General features: G+C 34.8%; 23 protein-coding genes. 16 read left to right on the top strand and 7 right to left on the bottom strand.

Annotated features, from left to right (window positions below):
* The first annotated feature begins 60 nt into the window (after positions 1 to 60).
* The 10 genes from BTO05_RS08970 to BTO05_RS09015 are packed head-to-tail and all read left to right on the top strand — an operon-like array spanning position 61 to position 9119.
* Positions 61 to 576: a YceI family protein gene (locus BTO05_RS08970; RefSeq protein WP_087492344.1), complete on the top strand. Its 516-nt coding sequence runs from the start codon at positions 61 to 63 to the stop codon at positions 574 to 576.
* Positions 573 to 1703, top strand: a complete 1131-nt coding sequence (locus BTO05_RS08975) for an NAD(P)/FAD-dependent oxidoreductase (protein ID WP_087492345.1) — start codon at positions 573 to 575, stop codon at positions 1701 to 1703. The genes BTO05_RS08970 and BTO05_RS08975 overlap by 4 nt, the downstream gene beginning before the upstream one ends.
* The gene (locus BTO05_RS08980) at positions 1703 to 2413 is read left to right on the top strand and encodes a methyltransferase domain-containing protein (RefSeq protein ID WP_087492346.1); all 711 of its coding nucleotides are present in this window, start codon (positions 1703 to 1705) and stop codon (positions 2411 to 2413) included. Before BTO05_RS08975 ends, BTO05_RS08980 begins: the two co-directional genes overlap by 1 nt.
* On the top strand, positions 2414 to 3466 hold the full coding sequence (locus tag BTO05_RS08985; RefSeq protein WP_087492347.1) for a type III polyketide synthase: 1053 nt from the start codon (positions 2414 to 2416) through the stop codon (positions 3464 to 3466).
* A 58-nt stretch (positions 3467 to 3524) separates the two neighbouring features.
* Positions 3525 to 4322, top strand: coding sequence for an enoyl-ACP reductase (locus tag BTO05_RS08990; RefSeq protein WP_087492348.1), 798 nt, complete (start codon positions 3525 to 3527; stop codon positions 4320 to 4322).
* 1 nt (position 4323) lies between these two features.
* Positions 4324 to 4758, top strand: coding sequence for a 3-hydroxyacyl-ACP dehydratase FabZ family protein (locus BTO05_RS08995; RefSeq protein ID WP_087492349.1), 435 nt, complete (start codon positions 4324 to 4326; stop codon positions 4756 to 4758).
* The gene (locus tag BTO05_RS09000) at positions 4755 to 6029 is read left to right on the top strand and encodes a beta-ketoacyl-[acyl-carrier-protein] synthase family protein (RefSeq protein WP_087492350.1); all 1275 of its coding nucleotides are present in this window, start codon (positions 4755 to 4757) and stop codon (positions 6027 to 6029) included. Before BTO05_RS08995 ends, BTO05_RS09000 begins: the two co-directional genes overlap by 4 nt.
* Before the next feature lie 21 nt (positions 6030 to 6050).
* On the top strand, positions 6051 to 6302 hold the full coding sequence (locus BTO05_RS09005; protein WP_087492351.1) for an acyl carrier protein: 252 nt from the start codon (positions 6051 to 6053) through the stop codon (positions 6300 to 6302).
* The gene (locus BTO05_RS09010) at positions 6302 to 6865 is read left to right on the top strand and encodes a 4'-phosphopantetheinyl transferase superfamily protein (RefSeq protein ID WP_087492352.1); all 564 of its coding nucleotides are present in this window, start codon (positions 6302 to 6304) and stop codon (positions 6863 to 6865) included. Before BTO05_RS09005 ends, BTO05_RS09010 begins: the two co-directional genes overlap by 1 nt.
* A gap of 1 nt (position 6866) precedes the next feature.
* A complete protein-coding gene (locus BTO05_RS09015) occupies positions 6867 to 9119 on the top strand; it encodes an efflux RND transporter permease subunit (RefSeq protein WP_087492353.1) in 2253 nt (750 codons plus the stop codon).
* A gap of 1 nt (position 9120) precedes the next feature.
* On the opposite strand, the gene BTO05_RS09020 is transcribed toward BTO05_RS09015, so the two are convergent.
* The 6 genes from BTO05_RS09020 to BTO05_RS09045 all read right to left on the bottom strand — a co-directional run bounded on the left by BTO05_RS09020 (position 9121) and on the right by BTO05_RS09045 (position 15734).
* Positions 9121 to 10032, bottom strand: a complete 912-nt coding sequence (locus tag BTO05_RS09020; RefSeq protein WP_087492354.1) for an ABC transporter ATP-binding protein — start codon at positions 10030 to 10032, stop codon at positions 9121 to 9123.
* A 68-nt stretch (positions 10033 to 10100) separates the two neighbouring features.
* The gene (locus BTO05_RS09025) at positions 10101 to 12266 is read right to left on the bottom strand and encodes a prolyl oligopeptidase family serine peptidase (RefSeq protein WP_087492355.1); all 2166 of its coding nucleotides are present in this window, start codon (positions 12264 to 12266) and stop codon (positions 10101 to 10103) included.
* Between the two features lie 97 nt (positions 12267 to 12363).
* Positions 12364 to 13353 carry an aspartate-semialdehyde dehydrogenase gene (locus BTO05_RS09030; protein ID WP_087492356.1) on the bottom strand — a complete coding sequence of 330 codons (990 nt, stop codon included), beginning with the start codon at positions 13351 to 13353 and terminating at the stop codon, positions 12364 to 12366.
* A 142-nt stretch (positions 13354 to 13495) separates the two neighbouring features.
* A complete protein-coding gene (mscL, locus tag BTO05_RS09035) occupies positions 13496 to 13900 on the bottom strand; it encodes a large conductance mechanosensitive channel protein MscL (protein WP_087492357.1) in 405 nt (134 codons plus the stop codon).
* 87 nt (positions 13901 to 13987) lie between these two features.
* The gene (gene alr / locus BTO05_RS09040; RefSeq protein WP_087492358.1) at positions 13988 to 15094 is read right to left on the bottom strand and encodes an alanine racemase; all 1107 of its coding nucleotides are present in this window, start codon (positions 15092 to 15094) and stop codon (positions 13988 to 13990) included.
* The gene (locus tag BTO05_RS09045) at positions 15087 to 15734 is read right to left on the bottom strand and encodes a thymidine kinase (RefSeq protein ID WP_087492359.1); all 648 of its coding nucleotides are present in this window, start codon (positions 15732 to 15734) and stop codon (positions 15087 to 15089) included. The genes alr and BTO05_RS09045 overlap by 8 nt, the downstream gene beginning before the upstream one ends.
* 84 nt (positions 15735 to 15818) lie before the next feature.
* Between BTO05_RS09045 and BTO05_RS09050 the strand changes: the two genes are divergently transcribed.
* From BTO05_RS09050 to BTO05_RS09065, 4 genes are read left to right on the top strand one after another with little or no spacing between them, the layout of a single operon-like run.
* Positions 15819 to 16565, top strand: a complete 747-nt coding sequence (locus tag BTO05_RS09050) for a hypothetical protein (protein WP_087492360.1) — start codon at positions 15819 to 15821, stop codon at positions 16563 to 16565.
* A gap of 3 nt (positions 16566 to 16568) precedes the next feature.
* The gene (locus tag BTO05_RS09055) at positions 16569 to 16925 is read left to right on the top strand and encodes a DoxX family protein (protein WP_087492361.1); all 357 of its coding nucleotides are present in this window, start codon (positions 16569 to 16571) and stop codon (positions 16923 to 16925) included.
* Positions 16926 to 17597, top strand: a complete 672-nt coding sequence (gene rsmI, locus BTO05_RS09060; protein WP_087492362.1) for a 16S rRNA (cytidine(1402)-2'-O)-methyltransferase — start codon at positions 16926 to 16928, stop codon at positions 17595 to 17597.
* 17 nt (positions 17598 to 17614) lie between these two features.
* The gene (locus BTO05_RS09065) at positions 17615 to 18187 is read left to right on the top strand and encodes a uracil-DNA glycosylase family protein (RefSeq protein WP_087492363.1); all 573 of its coding nucleotides are present in this window, start codon (positions 17615 to 17617) and stop codon (positions 18185 to 18187) included.
* A 51-nt stretch (positions 18188 to 18238) separates the two neighbouring features.
* On the opposite strand, the gene BTO05_RS09070 is transcribed toward BTO05_RS09065, so the two are convergent.
* Positions 18239 to 18841 carry a carboxymuconolactone decarboxylase family protein gene (locus BTO05_RS09070; RefSeq protein ID WP_087492364.1) on the bottom strand — a complete coding sequence of 201 codons (603 nt, stop codon included), beginning with the start codon at positions 18839 to 18841 and terminating at the stop codon, positions 18239 to 18241.
* Positions 18842 to 18907: 66 nt separating this feature from the next.
* Here BTO05_RS09070 and BTO05_RS09075 point away from each other — a divergent pair, with 66 nt between their 5' ends.
* Positions 18908 to 19339, top strand: a complete 432-nt coding sequence (locus BTO05_RS09075) for an OsmC family protein (RefSeq protein WP_087492365.1) — start codon at positions 18908 to 18910, stop codon at positions 19337 to 19339.
* Between the two features lie 30 nt (positions 19340 to 19369).
* Positions 19370 to 21061, top strand: coding sequence for a single-stranded-DNA-specific exonuclease RecJ (recJ, locus tag BTO05_RS09080; protein ID WP_087492366.1), 1692 nt, complete (start codon positions 19370 to 19372; stop codon positions 21059 to 21061).
* Positions 21062 to 21072: the final 11 nt, after the last annotated feature.

Here is a 21072-nt window from a genome sequence, read left to right on the forward strand (position 1 = left end):
ACGTTTTTGTAACATAGTTCTATCAATTATTGTTTTAACTTCACGTTACAATTATTTGTTATGAAAAAACTGTTAACGTCATCTCTCTTTATAACACTATTTGCATTTAGTTTTGCTCAAAATTCTTCAATAGAATTTAAGATTAAAAACCTTGGGATTAATGTCGATGGATTTTTCAAAACTTTTACCGTAACCACAAAGTTTGACGATTCTAATACGCTTATAGACTTCAGCAGTGAAATTAAAGTAAAATCTATTGAAACAGGAATTGACAGCCGTGATGAGCATCTGTTAGAAGAAGACTATTTTCACACATCAAAACACCCGTTAATCACCTTAGATGTTGCAGAGTTATACAAAAAATCAAGCAGTAATTACACAGCAAAAGTGAATTTAAAAATTAAAGGAAAAGTAAAACAACTATCAATTCCATTACAATTGGAAATCACAAAGACACATAGAAAAATAACCTCTGAATTTGAAATTAATAGAAAAGACTTCGGAGTTGGTGGCAGCAGTTTTGTTATGAGTAAAACTGTAAAAATTAAGGTGGTTCATGTCGAAAATATTCAATGAGTAAAAACAAGTTTGATGTTATTATAATTGGTGGTGGATTGGCTGGATTAACTAGCGCAATTCATCTGTCAAAACATAACTTTGAAGTTTTACTGATTGAAAAAAACAGTTATCCAAAACATAAAGTTTGTGGAGAATATATTTCCAATGAAGTCCTACCATATCTAAAATATCTAGATTTTGATCCTTTTGAATTTGGTGCAAAAAAGATTTCAGAATTTGAATTAACCACACATAACAACAAGAAAATTTTAGCAAAACTCCCATTAGGCGGATTTGGAATGAGTCGTTACGAATTAGATTTTCAGCTTTTTAAATTAGCATTAAAGACAGGCGTTGAAGTCGTTCAAGATACGGTTACAGATGTTCAATTTGAATCTGATAGTTTTCAAATTTCAACAAAATCAAATGTACAGATAGAATCAAAAGTAGTTATTGGCGCTTATGGGAAACGCTCAAATCTAGACATTAAATTCAATCGTAAATTCATTACTAAAAAGTCACCGTATTTAGGCGTCAAAATTCATGCTTCAGGTGAATTTCCTGAAGAAAAAGTAGCACTGCATAATTTTAAAGGTGGTTATTGTGGCGTCTCAAAAGTGGAGAATAATCATATTAATCTTTGTTATATAACCAATTACGATGCGTTTAAAAAGTTTAAAGACATTGACACGTTTCAACGTGATGTCATGTTTAATAATTCAGAATTAAAAAGTATTTTTCAAAATACTAAAGTTGAGTTCGACAAGCCACTAACGATAAGTCAGATTTCGTTTGAGACCAAAGACCCCATCGAAAACCATATGATTATGTGCGGTGACACTGCAGGTATGATTCATCCATTATGTGGAAACGGAATGGGTATGGCCATTCGAAGTTCGCAATTAGCATCACAGCTTATAATTGATTATCTTCAAGGAAAAATTGAAGAAAGAAAAACTCTAGAAAAACGTTACGCAAAACAATGGCAAAAAACGTTTAGTTTGCGTTTAAAAGTTGGTCATACAATCGCGTATTTATTTCGCCAAGACTGGTTAGCACCGAAGCTCCTGATAATGCTTAGAGTTTTTCCATTTTTAGCACCCTTAATTATAAAAATGACGCACGGGAAACCGATGAAAATATAATGGCAATATTTATTGACACCACACATCGAAGCAATAAGACCGAAATCATGGATGATTTTTCTATGAAAGGCGAGTTGCTTCGTGATACTCTAGATAAACTTGGAAACATTAACAAGTGGCTTGGTGGAAATCGAGTGACTTTAAGTGGTATAAAAAGACTTTTAAAAGAAAAGCCTAAAGACAAAATTTATAATATTATTGACTTAGGATGTGGTCACGGCGACATACTTAGATTAATTGCAGATTTTGGTCGTAAGGAAGGTTATAAATTTAAGCTTATTGGTATTGACGCCAATCAAGATGCGATAGATTATGCGACTGAGCTATCGATAGATTATCCGGAGTTGGTATTCGAAAATAAGGACATTTTTTCTGAAGATTTTCAGAAAATGGATTATGATATTGCATTGGCAACATTGTTTCTACACCATTTTAAAACAGATGAATTAGAAGTGCTATTGAAACAATTAGCATCCAAAGCAAAATTAGGATTAGTCATTAACGATTTGCATAGAAGCGAAGTGGCGTATGGGCTTTTTAAATTATTAAGCTTGGTGATTTCTAACCAGATGATTATAGACGACGGCTTAACATCTATTCTTAGGGCTTTTAAAAGAAAAGATTTAGAAAACCTCAACCAAAAACTAAACCTCAAATCAGAAATCCGTTGGAAATGGGCATTCCGCTACCAATGGTTAATTAAAAAATAAATGGCTGTAAGAATCACATCAGTTGCCAAACAACTGCCTCAACACACTAGAGAAACCAAGGACATTTTACCTTTTGTAGAGCTTTGGCTCGAAGGGCAAGAAGACCGTTTTAAGCGCAAAGTCCTTAAGATATTTGAAAACGCAGCAGTAGATAAGCGATACTCTATTATGGGACCAGAAGAAGTTTTTTTAAACACCTCTTTTGAAGAAAAAAATGATATCTACACAAGAGAATCTATTAAGCTTGCTGAGAAAAGTTTAGTAAAAGCTTTAGATAAAGCGAGTCTCAAACCAACAGATATTGATTATATAATCACAGTAAGCTGCACCGGAATTATGATTCCGTCTCTGGATGCGTATTTGATTAATAGTCTTAAAATGAAACAAGATATTGTGCGTTTACCCGTGACAGAAATGGGTTGTGCTGCTGGGGTTTCAGGAATTATATATGCTAAGAATTTTCTCAAAGCCAATCCTAACAAACGCGCCGCAGTTATTGCTGTTGAGTCGCCAACAGCAACCTTTCAATTGCAAGATTACTCAATGGTAAATATTGTGAGTGCTGCTATCTTTGGAGATGGATGCGCAAGCGTTATTTTATCATCTTATGAAGATGAAAAAGGGCCAGAAATTAAAGATGAGGCTATGTATCATTTTTATGATGCTAATCACATGATGGGGTTTAAGCTGAGGAATACTGGATTGCAGATGGTTTTAGACCAAAGTGTACCGCAAACCATTGCAGACCATTTTCCTAAAATTATTCATCCATTTTTAGAAAGAAACGATTTAACTATTGAAGATATCGACCACTTGGTATTTCATCCAGGTGGGAAAAAGATTGTGCAAACCGTTGAAGATTTATTTGGTAAGCTAGGAAAAAACATTGATGACACAAAAGAGGTTTTACGACTTTATGGAAACATGAGTAGTGCTACCGTTTTATATGTATTGGAGCGTTTTATGGATAGAGATTTGCCAAAAGGCGATAAAGGAGTCATGCTTAGTTTTGGGCCAGGTTTTTCTGCTCAACGTATTTTATTAGAATGGTGACAAATATTAGTATTTGTAATGCTGAACGCGTTTCAGCATCTCATAACTTTAAGAAAAAATGAATAAAGAGTTTCAAAATAAAAATTACTGGGCATTAATCCTTGGCGGTAGTAGCGGATTGGGTTTAGCTACGGCAAAAAAACTAGCCAAACATGGCATGAATATTTGTATTGTGCATCGTAATTCTCGCATGCAAGAAGATGAAATTCAAGCTGAATTTGAAACGATAAAACAAAAAGGTGTTGCTTTTAAGTCATTCAATACAGACGCTTTTAAACCTGAAAAGCGAGATGCTGTTATAGCGGAATTACTAAGTGAGTTTACAGGTGAACACAAAATAAAAACTTTGGTACATAGCGTTGCCAAAGGGAACTTGAAACCAATGGTTTCAGATGAAAAACCAGTATTAAAAACTGATGATTTTGCATTAACTATTGGAGCTATGGGAATTAGTCTTTACGATTGGACTAAAGCACTTTTTGACGCTAAACTATTTGCAGACGATGCAAGAATTATAAGTTTTACAAGCGAAGGCAATAGTAAAGCTTGGCAAAATTATGCAGCAGTTTCAGCAGCAAAAGTAACGCTAGAGGCCATTACAAGAAACATAGCTTTAGAGTTTGCGCCATATGGCATTAAAGCTAATTGTATACAAGCAGGTGTGACTGATACAAGTTCATTACGGATGATTCCTGGAAGTGAAGAAATCATAAAACATAGTTTAATAAGAAATCCAAATAAACGCTTAACCTTGCCAGAAGATGTAGCAAATACTGTTTATTTATTAAGTAAAGATGAAGCCTCTTGGATTACAGGAACTGTCATTCCTGTAGATGGTGGAGAACATTTGAGTTAGTATGAAAACATCAGAAATCATATCATTTTTACCTTATCAAAAACCATTTCTATTTGTAGATGGTATTGATAACATTTCAGAAGAAGGTGTAACAGGCAATTACACGTTTAAAAAAGGCGAGTCGTTTTATGAAGGTCATTTTAAAAATAATCCTATTACGCCTGGTGTAATACTTACGGAATGTATGGCGCAAATCGGACTCGTCTGCTTGGGTATTTATTTATTGAAAGATGAGTTGAAAGGGGAAAATCCTCAGATAGCCTTAACAAGTCATCAAATGGATTTTTATTTACCTGTTTTACCCGAAGAAAAAGTAACTGTAGTTTCAGAAAAAGAAGTTTTTCGTTTCAATAAACTAAAGTGTAAAGTAAAAATGCTAAATAGAAAAGGCGAATTGGTTGCCAGAGGAACAATTTCAGGAATGTTGAAAGCATGAAAAACAGAGTCGTCATAACAGGATTGGGAGTCGTTGCGCCAAATGGCATTGGTGTAACTGAATTTACTGAAGCCTTAAAACAGGGAAAGTCAGGCATCACTTTTCATCAAGAGCTCAAAGACCTTAATTTCTCATGTCAAATAGGTGGTATGCCTAATGTTACGAATGAATTAAAATCAGAATATTTTACAGATTTACAATTACGAGGTTTTAATAGCTCTGGCATTTTATATGGTTGCATTGCCGGAATTGACGCATGGAAAGATGCAGGTTTTGACATGAACCCTGACAGTAAATTAGATTATGATACCGGTTTAATTTTTGGTACAGGAACGTCAGGAGTTGAAAAATTTCGAGAAGCGATTTATAAGCTTGATGAAGGTCAGGTTAGACGCTTAGGAAGTACAGTGGTTTTACAAACTATGGCAAGTGGAGTGAGTGCGTATTTAAGTGGTATGTTAGGCTTGGGTAATCAAGTAACTACAAACTCTTCGGCCTGTACAACTGGTACAGAAGGTGTATTGATGGCTTACGATAGGATTCAAAACGGAAAAGCAAAACGAATGCTTGTTGGCAGTTGTAGTGACCACGGACCATATTTATGGGGAGGTTTTGATGCGATGCGCGTGATGACTTATAAGCATAATGAAAATCCAGAAGAAGGTTCTAGGCCTATGAGTGCTGCCGCCTCAGGATTTGTGCCAGGAAGTGGTGCTGGTGCACTAGTATTAGAATCTTTAGAAAGTGCTTTGGAGCGCGGTGCAAAAATTTATGCTGAGGTTATAGGTGGCGAGGTAAATTCTGGAGGACAACGTCAAGGTGGTACTTTGACAGCACCAAACGCAGAAGCTGTAAAGCGTTGTATTACAAACGCTATTGAAAATTCAGGAATAACATCAAGTCAGGTAGATGTCATTAATGGACATCTTACCGCAACATCAAAAGACACTTTAGAGATTGAAAACTGGTCAAAAGCTCTCAGTAGAAATGGAAACACTTTTCCATATATAAACTCAACAAAATCTATGGTTGGCCACTGTTTGGCAGCTGCTGGCGCTATTGAATGTGTGGCGAGTGTTATTCAGCTCAAAGAACAATTTGTAGCACCAAATATTAATTGTGAGAATCTTAATCCCGAAATAGAAAGAATAATTTCTAAAGAGAAAGTTCCAACCACAAAAGTTGACTATAATATTGACGTTCTAATTAAAGCTAGTTTTGGTTTTGGAGACGTTAACGCATGTGTTTTATTTAAGCGTTTTATAGCTTAACTTTACATTATAAAAAATACCATGACAAAAGAAGAACTAATTGCTAAATTAAAAGGTATCGTTGCGCCGTATGTACAAGACGAAGAAGCCTTTAAAAATCTTTCCGAAGACACAGATTTCGTTAAGGATTTAAAAATAAATTCGGCTAATTTGGTAGATATCATATTAGATATCGAAGATGAATTTGATATTAGACTAGAGAATGAAGACATGGAAAAAATGCTAGATGTTAAATCTGCCATGGCTATTGTCAACACAAAGCTGAGTTCATAATGGTCGGTAACGATATTATAGATATCGCTAAGGCAAAAAAAGAATCTAATTGGCAACGCCCACGTTTTTTAGATAAATTATTTACCATAAAAGAACAGCAACTTATCCGCTATTCTGACAATTCGTTTATTATGGTTTGGCGATTATGGAGCATGAAAGAAGCAGCCTATAAATTATACACACAATTAAAGCCCAGTAGATTTTATAATCCAAAAGGATTCGAATGTAAAATTGAGGGAAAGCATAGTTTAGTCCGTTTTAAAGACTTTGAGTGTTTTGTTGAAACGAAAATAACGTCTGACTACATAGTTTCGGAAGCAAGATTAGATACTATTCCAATGACATCAAAAGTGATTAAGTTTAAAAATTACGAACCAGTATTACAGAGTATTGCCATTAGAAATCAAACACTAAAATTTATAACTAAGCATTTGAGTAAACCAAGTGATAAGATTAGAATTACAAGTTCAGTATTTAATATACCAAGGGTAAAAATCAATTCAAAGCTTATCCCAATAAGCTTAACGCATCACGGAAATTACGGTGCTTTTGTGATAGCATGATATGGAGCGATTAAGAAAAATCATAGCAGCAATCATCAAATTTAGAGTAGCAATTATAGCTGTTTTGGCAATTGCTATGGGGTTTTCGGGTTATAACACGCTAAATAAATTGAGCGTTGACAACTCACTTGGTATTTGGTTTTTGGAAGATGACCCAAGTTATAAAGCGTATATAGATTTTCAGGAAAGTTTTGGTTCGGATGAGATTTTCATTGCCATGCTGCCCGTTGAAAACGCTATTGGCGAAGCCGAAGTGTCGGCTCTAAAAGAGTTGCATCAAAAAATTGAAGCGTTGCCATATGTACAAACGTCTTTTAGCTTGGCAAAGGCAAAATATCCGATTTATGCCAATAAAACCATCAATTTTGATGATTTATACAACCCAAAACGTAGTGAAAAAGGATTAAAAAATCTTTTTAAGAAATTACCAAATATTACATCTCAGCTAGTTACTAAAGACTATAAAAATCAATTCTTTTATATTCAGCTTAATCCAACACCAACTGTTGAGGAAGACCGACAAGCCATTGCCGCAGAAATGCGCGCTATTATAGAGTCTAACTACGAGAATTACTATTTAACAGGACCACCAGTTTTAAACGAAGCATACAGTAAAGGCATATATAAAGAGAGTTTAATTTTTGGTGTCTTAACGGTTTTAGTTATCACTATAATGCTTTTGTTTTTGCTACCTAGCAAACGGTATTTAATTATCTCATTATTGTCTGTTGCCATACCAATAAGTCTACTTTTTGGGTTGATAACGTCACTTGGTTTTGCATTGAATATGATATCGATGCTTATCCCAACAATCCTTATGGTTTATAGTGTAAGTGACGCTGTGCACATCATAAACATTTATCATAAAGAAGGATTAGCAAACAAATCATTAACTAAAGTTGAATTACTTTCAGTTGCTATAAGAAAAAGTTTAACACCTTGTTTTTACACGACTTTAACCACTTTTGTAGGTTACTTTGCGCTGTATTTATCACCATTGCCAGCATTTAAAAATATGGGTATTTTTACGTGTATTGGATTGCTGCTTAGCTTTATTTTGGTATATATCATTACGATTATTGGGTTCAGTTACATGAATTTAAACTTCGAAAAAGCAAAACCATTATTAAGTTTAAAACGTTGGAATCAAACGGCATTTATAGATTGGTTAAACCGTGTAACATCGGATTATAAAAACGGAATAATCATTGGATTTACAGTAGTATTATTAATTGGAGTATATTCAATTTTTCAAGTAAAGATTGATACGAATTCACGCGACCTTTTAGCAGAGGGAAAAGCAAAACAAGACTTAAGAAGCGTTGAGGCAGAACTTGGTGGAAGTAACCGTTTGCAGATTAACATTTCCACAGCCGACGGTAGTGTTATTCTAAAAAAAGACGCCTTAAAAAGCTTAGAAGATTTTCAAGAAAAACTGGAAGTAAACACATTGATTTCTAATCCAGTTTCAGTGGTTAATATCAAACAATTTTTAGAAAAAAGAACACCAGTTTTATTTCAATCTAATGTATCTGAAGATAGGATAAAAACTACACTTTCGGAAGTTGACGCTAAAGACAATAGCTTTTTCAAATTATTTTCTGAAGACCTAACCACAGCAGGATTTACATTAACACTTATGGAAGGCCGAACCTCTCAGCTTAATCAAGTTTTAGAGGATATAAAAGTGGCTTTTGAAGGCTCTTTTGACACTAATGGGTATAAACTTAAGATTAATGGATTTGCAGTTGTTTTTGCACAATTGAATAATTTTATTTTAGAAACACAGTTCAAATCATTTTTCGCAGCATTTTTTGTAGCATTCTTATGCTTGTTAATCTTCATAAAAAATTTTCGAACCACAATTTTAGTTTTGATTCCTAATTTATTACCGTTAACAATTTTAGCCATATTGATGAGTGTTTTGGATATTCCGTTAGATGTAACAACGGCTATGATTACACCGATAATGTTAGGTATTGCCATGGACGACACTATTCATTTAGTCTATAAATACAGACGTAGCAAAACTATTTCTGGAACACCAAAACAGCGTATGGATAATGCCATAAACTATACTGGCGGCGCATTATTTAGCACAACTATTGCGCTTGTTGGCGGCTTTTTAATCATTGCAAGTAGTGCAACACCATCAGTAAGAGATTTTGGGTTGCTTTGTGCAACTACTGTTGCGATTGCTTTGATTACAGATATCTTTTACTTACCAGCTTTATTAAAGAAGTTTGATAAATAATTTATTTGTGTATAGAGAATAATACTCGTGAACCAACTTCAATTTCAGAATCATGATGTATAAACACAGATTTAGAAATATATTCAACTTCAATTAACCAAGTACTACCATTAAAATAACTTGCCTTCACAATGCCTTTTAAATCCGAATTATTTACAATCTGAAGCTGATGGGCATAATAAATTTGGCCATTAATAACATTAAATTCCCCAAAAAACGAAGCTATAAGAGATAGTTTTGGGTTATTATATAAATTTTGAGGCGTGTCTTTTGCTATAATTTTTTTATCATGAAGCACCAGTATATCGTCCGAAAATCCAAGAATATCATTTTTGTCGTGAGTAGCAACGATACAGGTAATATTATTTGCTTTTAGATGTTTAAAGATATTTCTTCGGAGAGATTGTTTTTTAAAATTATCTATGTGACTAAAAGGCTCATCTAGCAAAAAAATTTCGGGTTGTTTTGCTAGTGCACGCGCTAGAGCAACACGTTGTTTTTGGCCGCCGCTAAGATTTTTAACTTTTGTTTTTGCAAAGGCTTCGAGCTCTACAATTTTAATGAGCTCATCTGTGCGTTTTTGTTTTTCTTCTAGGTAAAAACGAGATAAGTGTTTGCCAATGTTTTCTTCAACTGTAGTGTAAGGCATCAAGTCAAATTCTTGGGTGACGTATTTCATAAAATCGTACCCAATGACTAAGTTGTGTTTTGGTCCAAGAATTTGTTCGTTTTTCCAAAAAATTTCACCTTGTGGTAAATCATATTCGCCATAAAGGATTTTTAGAAGGGTACTTTTTCCTGAGCCACTTTCACCAATAACAGCCAAATTTTCACCGGGCTTCAAAGCGAATGAAATCTCTTCTAAAACCGAGTTTTGACCATATCCAAACAAAATATTTTTTACTTGAAGCATTTTACAAAAATACCATTAAAAAAACCCACTTCAAATTGAAGTGGGTTTACTTTAACTATAAATTATTTTTAGTCTTTTAACTTCTCTTTTGGCTTACTAGGTAATGTTTCAAAACCCATATTATATAAAGTGAAACCATAAATATCGGCATATTGTTCTATGGTTTTACTTACAGGAGTTCCTGCGCCGTGACCAGCATCAGTTTCAATTCTAATTAGTGTTGGATTATTTCCTGTCTGTTTAGCTTGTAATTCTGCAGCAAACTTAAAACTATGTGCAGGTACAACACGGTCGTCATGATCACCTGTAGTTACCATAGTTGCTGGATACTCTACGTCTTCTTTTACATTATGTACAGGAGAATAGCCTTTTAAATAATCAAACATTTCCTTACTGTCTTCTGCCGTACCATAATCGTATGCCCAACCTGCACCAGCAGTAAACGTGTGATAACGCAGCATATCTAAAACACCAACAGCAGGCAATGCTACTTTCATTAAATCTGGGCGTTGTGTCATTGTTGCACCAACTAATAATCCTCCATTAGAACCACCTCTAATAGCTAAGTAGTCTGAAGACGTATATTGGTTTTCTATTAGGTATTCTGCAGCAGCTATAAAATCGTCAAAAACGTTTTGCTTTTGCATCTTTGTTCCTGCATCATGCCATGCTTTACCATACTCGCCACCACCACGTAGATTTGGTACAGCATAGACGCCGCCTTGTTCCATCCAGACAGCATTTGTAATACTAAAACTAGGCGTTAAACTGATATTAAAACCACCATAACCATAAAGGATTGTTGGATTTTTCCCATTAAGCTCTAGGCCTTTTTTGTGTGTAATAATCATAGGTACTTTTGTACCATCTTTTGACGTGTAAAATACTTGACTACTTTCGTAATCCTCAGGATTAAAATCTATATCTGGCTTACGGAATAATTCTGAAGTACCATTTTTTATATTGAATTTATAAGTACTTCCAGGGGTCACATAATTGGTAAAAGAATAATACAACTCAGTATCTTCTTTTTTAGCTCCGAAACCTCTAGCAGATCCAACACCTGGTAATTTAATTTCACGAACCAGCTTACCATCATAATCGTATTGTAGTACTTTTGAAACTGCATCTACCATATAATTGGCAAAGAAGTATCCACCACCAGTTGATGGGCTTAATACATTTTTAGTTTCTGGAATAAAATCGACCCAATTTTCTGGAGTAGGATTTGAAGCATTAACTGTAACCACACGTTGGTTTGGGGCTTTCCAGTTCGTCATTATATACAATTTTGAGTCTACATTTTCGATTATTCTTGAATCTGTATCTGTATGGTCAAGTATTGTAACAAAGTCGGAATTGGGTTTGGTTAAATCTTTTATAAAAAGTTTATTTCCGGATGTAGAAACACTAGCTGAAATAATTAAATAACGGTCATCTTCTGTTACGCCACCACCGATATAACGGTGTTTCTCTTCAGGTGTGCCTCCATAAATTAGTTTATCACTAGATTGCGTAGTACCTAGTTTATGATAATATACTTTGTGCTGGTCTGTTTTTGCAGACAGTTCACTTCCTTTTGGCTTATCATAACTAGAGTAATAAAAACCTTCGTTTTTATACCAAGACATACCACTAAACTTGATGTCAACTAAAGTGTCCTCAACTATCTCTTTGGATTCAACATCCATTATTAAAATTTTTCTCCAGTCACTTCCGCCTTCAGAGATAGAATAGGCTAATATTTTTCCATTTTTAGAAAAGCTAGTGCCTCCAAGTGAAATTGTTCCATCTTCTTTAAAAGTATTTGGGTCAAGAAATACTTCTGCTGTACTTGGGTCATCGCCATTTTTGTAACGGTAAATAACATATTGATTTTGAAGCCCATCGTTTTTGTAAAAATAGGTGTAATCTCCCTCGATAAATGGCGAGCCGATTTTTTCGTAATTCCATAATTTAGATAGACGCTCTTTTAATTCTTCACGGTATGGAATATTATCTAAAAATTCTCCAGTAGTTGCGTTTTGAGTCTTTACCCAAGCTTCAGTTTCAGGACTTCTGTCATCTTCTAACCAACGGTAAGGATCATTGACTTGTTCATTAAAATAGGTGTCCGTATGTTCAATTTTTACGGTTTCAGGATAGTCTACTTTAGCGACTTCTTTTGGTTGGGGTTCGTTTTTACAAGACATAAAAAGTACGAGTGCAATAAGCACGTAAGATATGTTTTTCATTATTTCAAGGTTGTTTATTATCCTAAAATTAATGAAAAAAGCATCTTTCAATATGGGAACGATGCTTTTTTAAGATTTATTTATGTAAGCTTAAGAATTAAACTAGATCATTAGCTATTAAGTATTCAGCTATCTGTACTGTATTTGTGGCCGCTCCTTTTCTGAGATTATCACTAACAATCCATAGGTTTAAAGAATTGGGTTGCGACATGTCACGACGAATTCGACCAACAAAAACGTCATCTTTTCCGTGCGCGTACATAGGCATCGGATAGGTATTAACATCTGTGTTGTCTTGTACGATTACACCATCTGTCTCGGTTAATAACTTACGTACGTTTGCTAAATCAAAATCATTTTCAAATTCGATATTCACAGATTCACTATGTCCACCAGCTGTTGGGATACGGACTGCTGTTGCTGTTACGGCTATGGTATTATCATTTAAAATTTTTTGAGTTTCACGGACCAATTTCATTTCTTCTTTTGTGTATCCTGTTTCTTCAAATACATCACAATGTGGAATAGCATTTTTTGCTATTGGATATGGATAAGCCATTTCGCCTTTAATACCAGCAATCTCATTTTCTAATTGCTCTACAGCTTTTACACCAGTTCCAGATACAGATTGGTAAGTAGAAACAACGACACGTTTCATCTTATATGTTGCATGAAGCGGAGCCAAAGCCATTACCATTTGTATGGTAGAACAATTTGGGTTGGCAATAATCTTATCTTGCTTGGTTAGCCGACCAGCATTAATCTCAGGAACGACTAATTTTTTGTCTAAATCCATACGCCACGCAGACGAGTTGTCAATAACAGTCGTACCTGCTTCAGCAAATTTTGGTGCCCATTCTATTGATGTGTTTCCACCTGCAGAAAATAAAGCGATATCTGGTTTTTGATTAATAGCATCAGAAATGCTTATGACCTTTATAGGATTGCCTTTAAACACTATTTCTTTACCAACAGAACGCTCTGATGCAACTAATAATAATTCGTCTAATGGGAAGTTACGTTCTTCCAGCACTTTTAGCATTACAGTACCAACTAAACCAGTGGCGCCAACTATCGCTATTTTCATAATAATAACAATTAAAATATAATAGGGTACAAATGTAATCTATTCATTATTTATTAATGATAGCTATTAAAATTTAAAACAAAAAAGACCCCGATTGTTAAATCGGGGTTTGGTTTAAATATGTAATGTAGCGGTTGCTATATTATTTTTTTAATGAGTCTCTGATTTCAGTTAATAAATCGATTTCAGATGGTCCTGCTGGGGCAGCCTCTTCAGCTGGCTTTTTAGTTTTGTTGTAAGCTTTAACAATCATGAACATAACTAAACCAACAATTAATAAGTTAATTATAGTGTTAATCCATGAACCATATGCTATTACAGCTGCGCCTGCTTCTTTAGCAGCAGCAAGTGAAGCATACTCTTGACCGTCCATCGCATAATGAAGGTCTTCAAAGTTCATTCCTCCGGCAAAATATCCAATAAAAGGCATAGCAATGTTAGAAACAAAACCATTAATAACAGCACCGAGAGCGCCAGCCATAATAACGGCAACGGCAAAATCAATAACGTTACCCGTCATTATAAAATTCTTAAATTCTTTTAACATAATTACATCTGTTTTAGTTAGTATTAATACAGCAATTTAGTTAAAAATTTAACATTTTAAGAAAATTATTTTTTCTGAGAATTTAAATTATCGGTAAAAGACACGTTTTACTCGCTGAGACACGCTAGTAAGTACCTCATATGAGATTGTATTAGTAGATTCTGCAAAACTTGAAGCTTTATGATTCTCATCAAAGATTATGACTTCATCTCCTTCTTGGCAATCTATACCTGTAATATTTATCATAATCATGTCCATGCACACATTACCAATTATTGGTACTTTCTGATTATTTATAAAAACAAAACCTTTTTCATTTCCAAATTGTCTAGAAATGCCATCGGCATGACCGATTGGGATGGTTGCTGTTTTTTCAAAACCAAATGCGGTATACGCTCTGTTATAGCCTACGGTTTCGTCTTTCTCAATTTTATGGATTTGAGAAATGATAGATTTTAATTTAGCTATTGGTTTTAAATTACCATCTTCTTTTTCAGAATTTCCAAAGCCATAAAGTCCAATGCCACAACGAACCATATCCAAATGAGCTTCAGGATAATTAATAACACCAGATGTATTACATAAATGTAACCAAGGTCTATAACCCATTTTAGATGTAAAATCTGTAGCTATAGCCTTGAAATCTTTTATTTGTTGTAATGAAAATTCCTCTTCATTTTCATCTTCACTGGCGGCAAGATGAGAGAACAAAGATTTAGCAATAATAGCTTTAGTTTTCTTTAAATTAGAAGCAATAATATCGATATCATTTTGCCAAAATCCTAAACGATTTAATCCAGTATTAAATTTAAGATGAACCGGATAATCTTTTTGGTTTTCTTGTTCTGCAACACTTATAAATTCTTTTAGAATCTTTGGGCTATAAATACTTGGCTCAAGGCATCGCTCGATTATAGTTTTAAAATTTACAGCTTGTGGATGTAATACTAGAATAGGCGTAGTGACACCAGCATCACGAAGCAAGACGCCTTCGTTTGTATAAGCAACAGCAAAGTAGTCTACATTAAGAGTCTCAAGGTGTTTTGCGACTTCGACACAATCACTCCCATAAGCAAATGCTTTGATTACTGCTAAAAATTTAGTTTTGGACTCTAGTTTATTTTTTAAATAGTTGTAGTTGTGCGTCAGCGCATTTAAGTGAATTTCTAAGATGGTTTCTTGAGCTTTAGACATCAGATTTTTCGTCTTTTGAGTTCAATTCTTCAGCATCTTTAACTTTCATTTGACGTACTTTTTCACGAAGCATAGATTTGTAATATGCTGCACGACTCAAAGGTTCGTATTCGTCAACTTCTCCCAATAAAACTAAATCGTCACTTTTGGCTTTTCGATAACTGTACTGTGCAAGATTTCCGGTCTTTGTGCAAACCGCATGCACTTTTGTAACGTATTCTGCAGTAGCCATAAGGTTTGGCATTGGTCCAAACGGATTACCTTTAAAGTCCATGTCTAAACCAGCAACAATTACTCGAATACCTTTATTTGCCAAATCATTACAAACACTAACAATTTCATCATCAAAAAACTGAGCTTCGTCAATACCAACAACATCACAACCATCAGCCAAAATCGGAATATTTGCTGCTGCAGGTACTGGTGTTGAGCGAATTTCATTAGAATCGTGAGACACAACTTTTTCTTCGTCATAACGCACGTCAACAGCAGGCTTAAATATTTCAACCTTTTGCCTAGCAAATTGGGCACGTTTAAGTCGACGTATTAATTCTTCTGTTTTACCAGAAAACATAGAACCGCAAATGACTTCAATCCAACCAAATTGTTCTTTCTGATTTACCGTATTTTCGAGAAACATTTTGTAATTTTAGCACTAAATCGTGTTCGATTTTCGTTTGTATAAAGGTGACGCAAATTTATTAAAAATCAAAAGTATTTCAAGATGAAAAAGAAATTAGAATCAGAATTAGTTAGCATTGCGCATAGGATTCTAAAACTAACAGGAAAAGAAGACATTAATCGCATGCATAAAGAGGTTGCGGTATTGTATGAGAAGCTTACGGTTTTAAAATTTGCACAAGAAAACTTCGAAGATGATTTACCAACTATCGGTAACGATTCTTCATTTTTCGGGATGTTAGATGCGGCCTTTAACAATAAAATCAGCGATAATATAGAGGTTGAAAACAAGGTATACGTCAATATGGATGAGCGCGAAGACGATGGTATTATGGAGCCTGTTATGAACAAAATAAAAGACATGGTTGCTTTTATGCCAGAAGAAGATGAAGCCATCGAAGAGGTTCCAAAAGTAAGCTCAAACGGACAGCAGGCAAAAACGATTGAGTTTGAAACTATAACCAAAGATTTTGCCAATATTCCTGAGTTTGAGCCTATAGAAGATGCCCAAAAACGTGAAGCTGAGAGTAAAGTAAAATCTTTAAATGACAAGTTGAAATCTGGTGGATTGCAAATTGGACTTAATGATAAAATTGCTTTTATAAAGCATTTGTTTGATGGACAGAGTGAAGATTATGACCGGGTTATATCTCAAATAAACACATCAACTACGCTTCAAGAAGCAGAAGATTTTATACATCAATTGGTAAAGCCAGACTATAATAATTGGGAAGGAAAGGAAGAATATGAAGCCCGTTTCCTTGAAATAGTAGAAGGTAAATTTAACTAACACATGCTAACAAAAAAAATCATTTACTGGGTGTCGACAGCGGTACTATGTGGTATTATGTTGTATTCGGCACAGATGTATTTTAGGAATACTGAAATGGTCAAAGGTTTTTTTGAGAGTTTTAATTACCCAACATATTTCGTGATTCCACTTGCAGTTTTAAAAGTGTTTGGTGTAATTATGATTTTATGGAGAAAAAGCCAATGGCTTACCGAATGGGCATATGCTGGTTTCTTTTTTGATTTGGTTTTAGCTTACATGGCACATCATTTTGCTAATGATGGACAAGAACTATTTGCTTTGATAGCGCTAGTAGCAATTTTTCCTTCTTATTTTTTGGGTAAATATATTAGAGATTAAATGGGAAAACTCTATCTCGTACCAACGCCAATAGGAAATTTAAAAGATATGACGTTTAGAGCCGTTGAGGTACTAAATGAAGTCGACCTAATTTTAGCCGAAGACACACGTACTTCGGGTAAACTTTTAAAACATTTTGAAATTACGACACAGATGCAAAGCCATCACATGCACAACGAGCATAAAACGGTAACACATTTGGTCGAAAAATTAAAATCAGGATTATCAATAGCTGTGATTAGCGATGCAGGTACACCAGCAATTTCTGATCCAGGTTTTTTATTAACGCGTGCTGCAGTAGAAAACAATATTGAAGTCGAATGTTTACCAGGAGCCACTGCTTTTGTGCCAGCTTTGGTAAATAGTGGATTACCAAATGATAAGTTTGTTTTTGAAGGCTTTTTACCTGTAAAAAAAGGGCGTCAAACACGTTTGCTATTACTTGCTGAAGAAACTCGAACTATGATTTTTTATGAAAGCCCACATAAGCTAGTAAAGACTCTAGGACATTTTAGCGAATATTTTGGAGAAGACAGACCAGTTTCAGTTTCGCGAGAATTAACTAAATTATTTGAAGAAACCATTAGGGGAACGGCTAAAGAGGTTTTAGAACATTACACGAATAAGCCACCCAAAGGAGAGATTGTAATTGTTGTTGGTGGTAAGAAATAGTTGTCATTCAGAACGAAGTGAAGAATCTCTTAAAAGAAATTAGCCAGTGCACAATTTGTAAAGCATATTTACCATTAGGACCACGACCTGTAGTAACAGCAAACATAAATTCTAAAATTATAATCATTGGTCAAGCACCAGGAACTAAGGTTCATGAATCCGGAATTCCTTGGGATGATCAAAGTGGCAAAAAACTGCGACAATGGCTCAATGTTACTGACGAGCAATTTTATAATACTGAAAACTTTGCGATTATACCCATGGGATTTTGTTATCCTGGAAAAGGAAAAACAGGAGATTTACCACCAAGACCGGAATGTGCGCCGCAATGGCATCAGCTATTATTGGACAAAATGCCAAATGTTGAGTTGGTTATTTTAGTCGGTGCTTACGCACAGAAATATTATCTAAAAGATAAAGCTAAACGGACATTGACCGAAACTGTAGGTGAGTACAAAAGCTATTTACCAAAGTATTTTCCTATTGCTCATCCATCACCTACCAATCGTTTTTGGCGGGCTAAAAATCCTTGGTTTGAGGAGTTGATTGTGGCGGAGTTGCAGAAGAAAGTAAGGGAAATATTGAATTAGAAACCTCACCATTTCTGATGAGGTTAATCTTATATCTAAAAGCGACGCGATTTAATATTTACTGCCATCATGTTTTCCAACTTCAAAGCCATGCTTTCCTAAATATTGGTTTCCACTTTCAATAGCACCTTCTTCGATGTTTGTTCCCATAGAATCATTCCATCTATTTAAGTAGCCAAAGAGTGAAATAACACCAAGCATTTCTACAATTTCACCTTCATCCCAATGTTTATATAAACGTTCTTTAATTTCTGCATCAACAGCATTTGGCACCATAGACGCTTGCAAAGAAAAGTCTAAGGCAGCACGTTCAGCTTCAGAAAAAGCGGGGTGTGTTCTATATTCCCAAATGTTATCTAATTGTTCTTGTTCTGCACCATAACGTTCCGCAGCTCTAATAGCATGCGCTTGGCAATAACGGCAACCTGTACTGTTACTACTTACCCAGGCAATCATACGCTTTAATGCCGAAGTTACACGACCTTCATTAGCCATTACAGCTTTATTTAAGTTTATAAACGCCTTAGAAATTGCTGGTCTGCGTTGCATCGTTAAGACAGAATTTGGACAAAACCCCAAGGTTTCATTAAAGAATTCTGCAAGTTCTTTGGTTTCTAAATCGTGTTCAGGAGATAACGGAGTTACTAATGCCATATTTGTTTGTTTTAAGTCGTATTTTTGAAAGGACAAGATAATAGTTATAACATAAAATAGTATAAAATGCCAGATAAAATCACAACACACTGGAAAGACGGATTAACTTTTGAATCTGATAATCCAAGCGGAAAAACTGTAGTCATGGATACCAATATCGATGGTCAGGATGAGCGTTATGGATTATCACCAAAAGCGATGATGTTGTCTTCTTTGGCTGGTTGTTCGGCATTAGACGTGATTTCAACTTTAGAGAAAATGAAATCACCTATCGATGATTTTAAAATTGAAGTTTCTGGAGAATTAACCGATGAGCATCCAAGATATTACCATTCGGTAGTTGTGGATTATCACTTCTATGGTACAGATTTAAATAAGAAAAAGTGTGAACGCGCTGTAGAGTTATCTGTTGAAAAATATTGTGGTGTTATGGAAATGTTCAGACAATTTGCAAAAGTTGAAACGAATAATCATTTTCATATTATTATGAAGCAGTAACGGTTTAAAAACTTATTTCCGCAGGAAATTATGCGTTGGACGATAAAACCAAAACCCGAAGCCACCAAAGTTGAAGCGTTGCAAAAAGCACTTCAAGTCGATGAAACCGTAGCAACTTTATTGTTACAACGTGACATTGAAACTTACGAAGCTGCAAAGACGTTTTTCAGACCAAGTTTTAAAGATTTGCACGACCCATATTTAATGAAAGATATGGACAAAGCTGTTGCTAGAATAGAAACTGCTATAGTCGAATGTGAAAACATAATGGTTTATGGCGATTATGATGTAGATGGAACAACATCTGTGGCTTTAATGTCTTCCTATTTAAAAACAAAAACCGAAAATATAGCAACATACATTCCTGATCGTTATGATGAAGGTTATGGCGTGTCTTATAAAGGTATTGACTTCGCTGAAGACAATGGGTTTAGTCTTATTATAGCCTTAGATTGTGGTGTAAAAGCTATTGAAAAAGTAGCCTATGCTAAAGAAAAAGGTATCGATTTTATAATTTGTGACCATCATAGACCAGGTGATGATTTACCAAATGCAGTCGCAGTTTTAGACCCAAAACGTAACGACTGCGACTATCCGTTTAAAGAACTTTGCGGTTGCGGTGTTGGGTTTAAATTGATTTCTGCTTTGGCTGAAAAAGAAGGTCACACTCCTGAAGATTTGGTTCAATATTTAGATTTAGTGGCGACTGCCATTGGAGCAGATATTGTTCCTATTGTGGGCGAGAATAGAGCATTAGCTTATTTTGGTTTACAGGTTATAAATAGTAATCCAAGACCCGGAATGAAGGCTATGATTGTTGAGGTCAAAAAGGAGGAGTTAACAATTACAGATGTTGTTTTTATAATAGCGCCAAGAATAAATGCCGCAGGCAGAATGAAACATGGTAATCATGCTGTGACTTTACTAACCGAAACAGATTTTAATCTAGCAGCCGAGTATGCAGTTGATATTGATCAGTACAATACAGACCGCAGAGAAACGGATAAACGCATTACCGAAGAAGCCTTAATTAAGATAGAAGAAAATAATGAACACGACCGTTTTACAACAGTCGTTTTTGATAAGGATTGGCATAAAGGTGTCATTGGGATTGTAGCTTCTCGATTAATAGAAACGTATTATAGACCAACTTTAGTTTTTACAAAAAGTGGTGGTAAACTAGCAGCTTCGGCACGTTCGGTAAATGGTTTTGATGTTTATAATGCTCTAGAAGCTTGCTCCGAGTATATCGAACAATTTGGAGGACATAAATATGCAGCTGGCTTAACCTTATTACCAGAAAATTACGTCGCTTTTAAGTCGAAGTTCGAAGAAGTGGTAAAAGAAACTATTGACCCAAAACTATTAGTACCAGAATTAAAAATAGATTTAGAGATTGACCTTAGTCAAATAGATGATAGATTAATGCGAATTCTAAAACAATTTGCACCTTTTGGGCCAGGAAATATGACACCGGTTTTTATGACACAAGGCATCAGAGACACTGGTTGGGGAAAATGTGTTGGCGAGGATAAGACACATATAAGATTAACGGCTAGTCAAAATCACAAAGACCAAATTGTATGTATTGGTTTTGGTTTGGGAAATAAAATAGACTTGATCAAAGACAAACAATTATTTAATGTAGCTTATACTGTTGATGAAAATCATTGGAATGGCAATGTGAGTTTACAATTAAAGTTAAAAGACATTAAAGCATAAAGTCTTTTAAT

The organism is Winogradskyella sp. PC-19, from assembly GCF_002163855.1.
Classification (GTDB): Bacteria; Bacteroidota; Bacteroidia; order Flavobacteriales; family Flavobacteriaceae; genus Winogradskyella.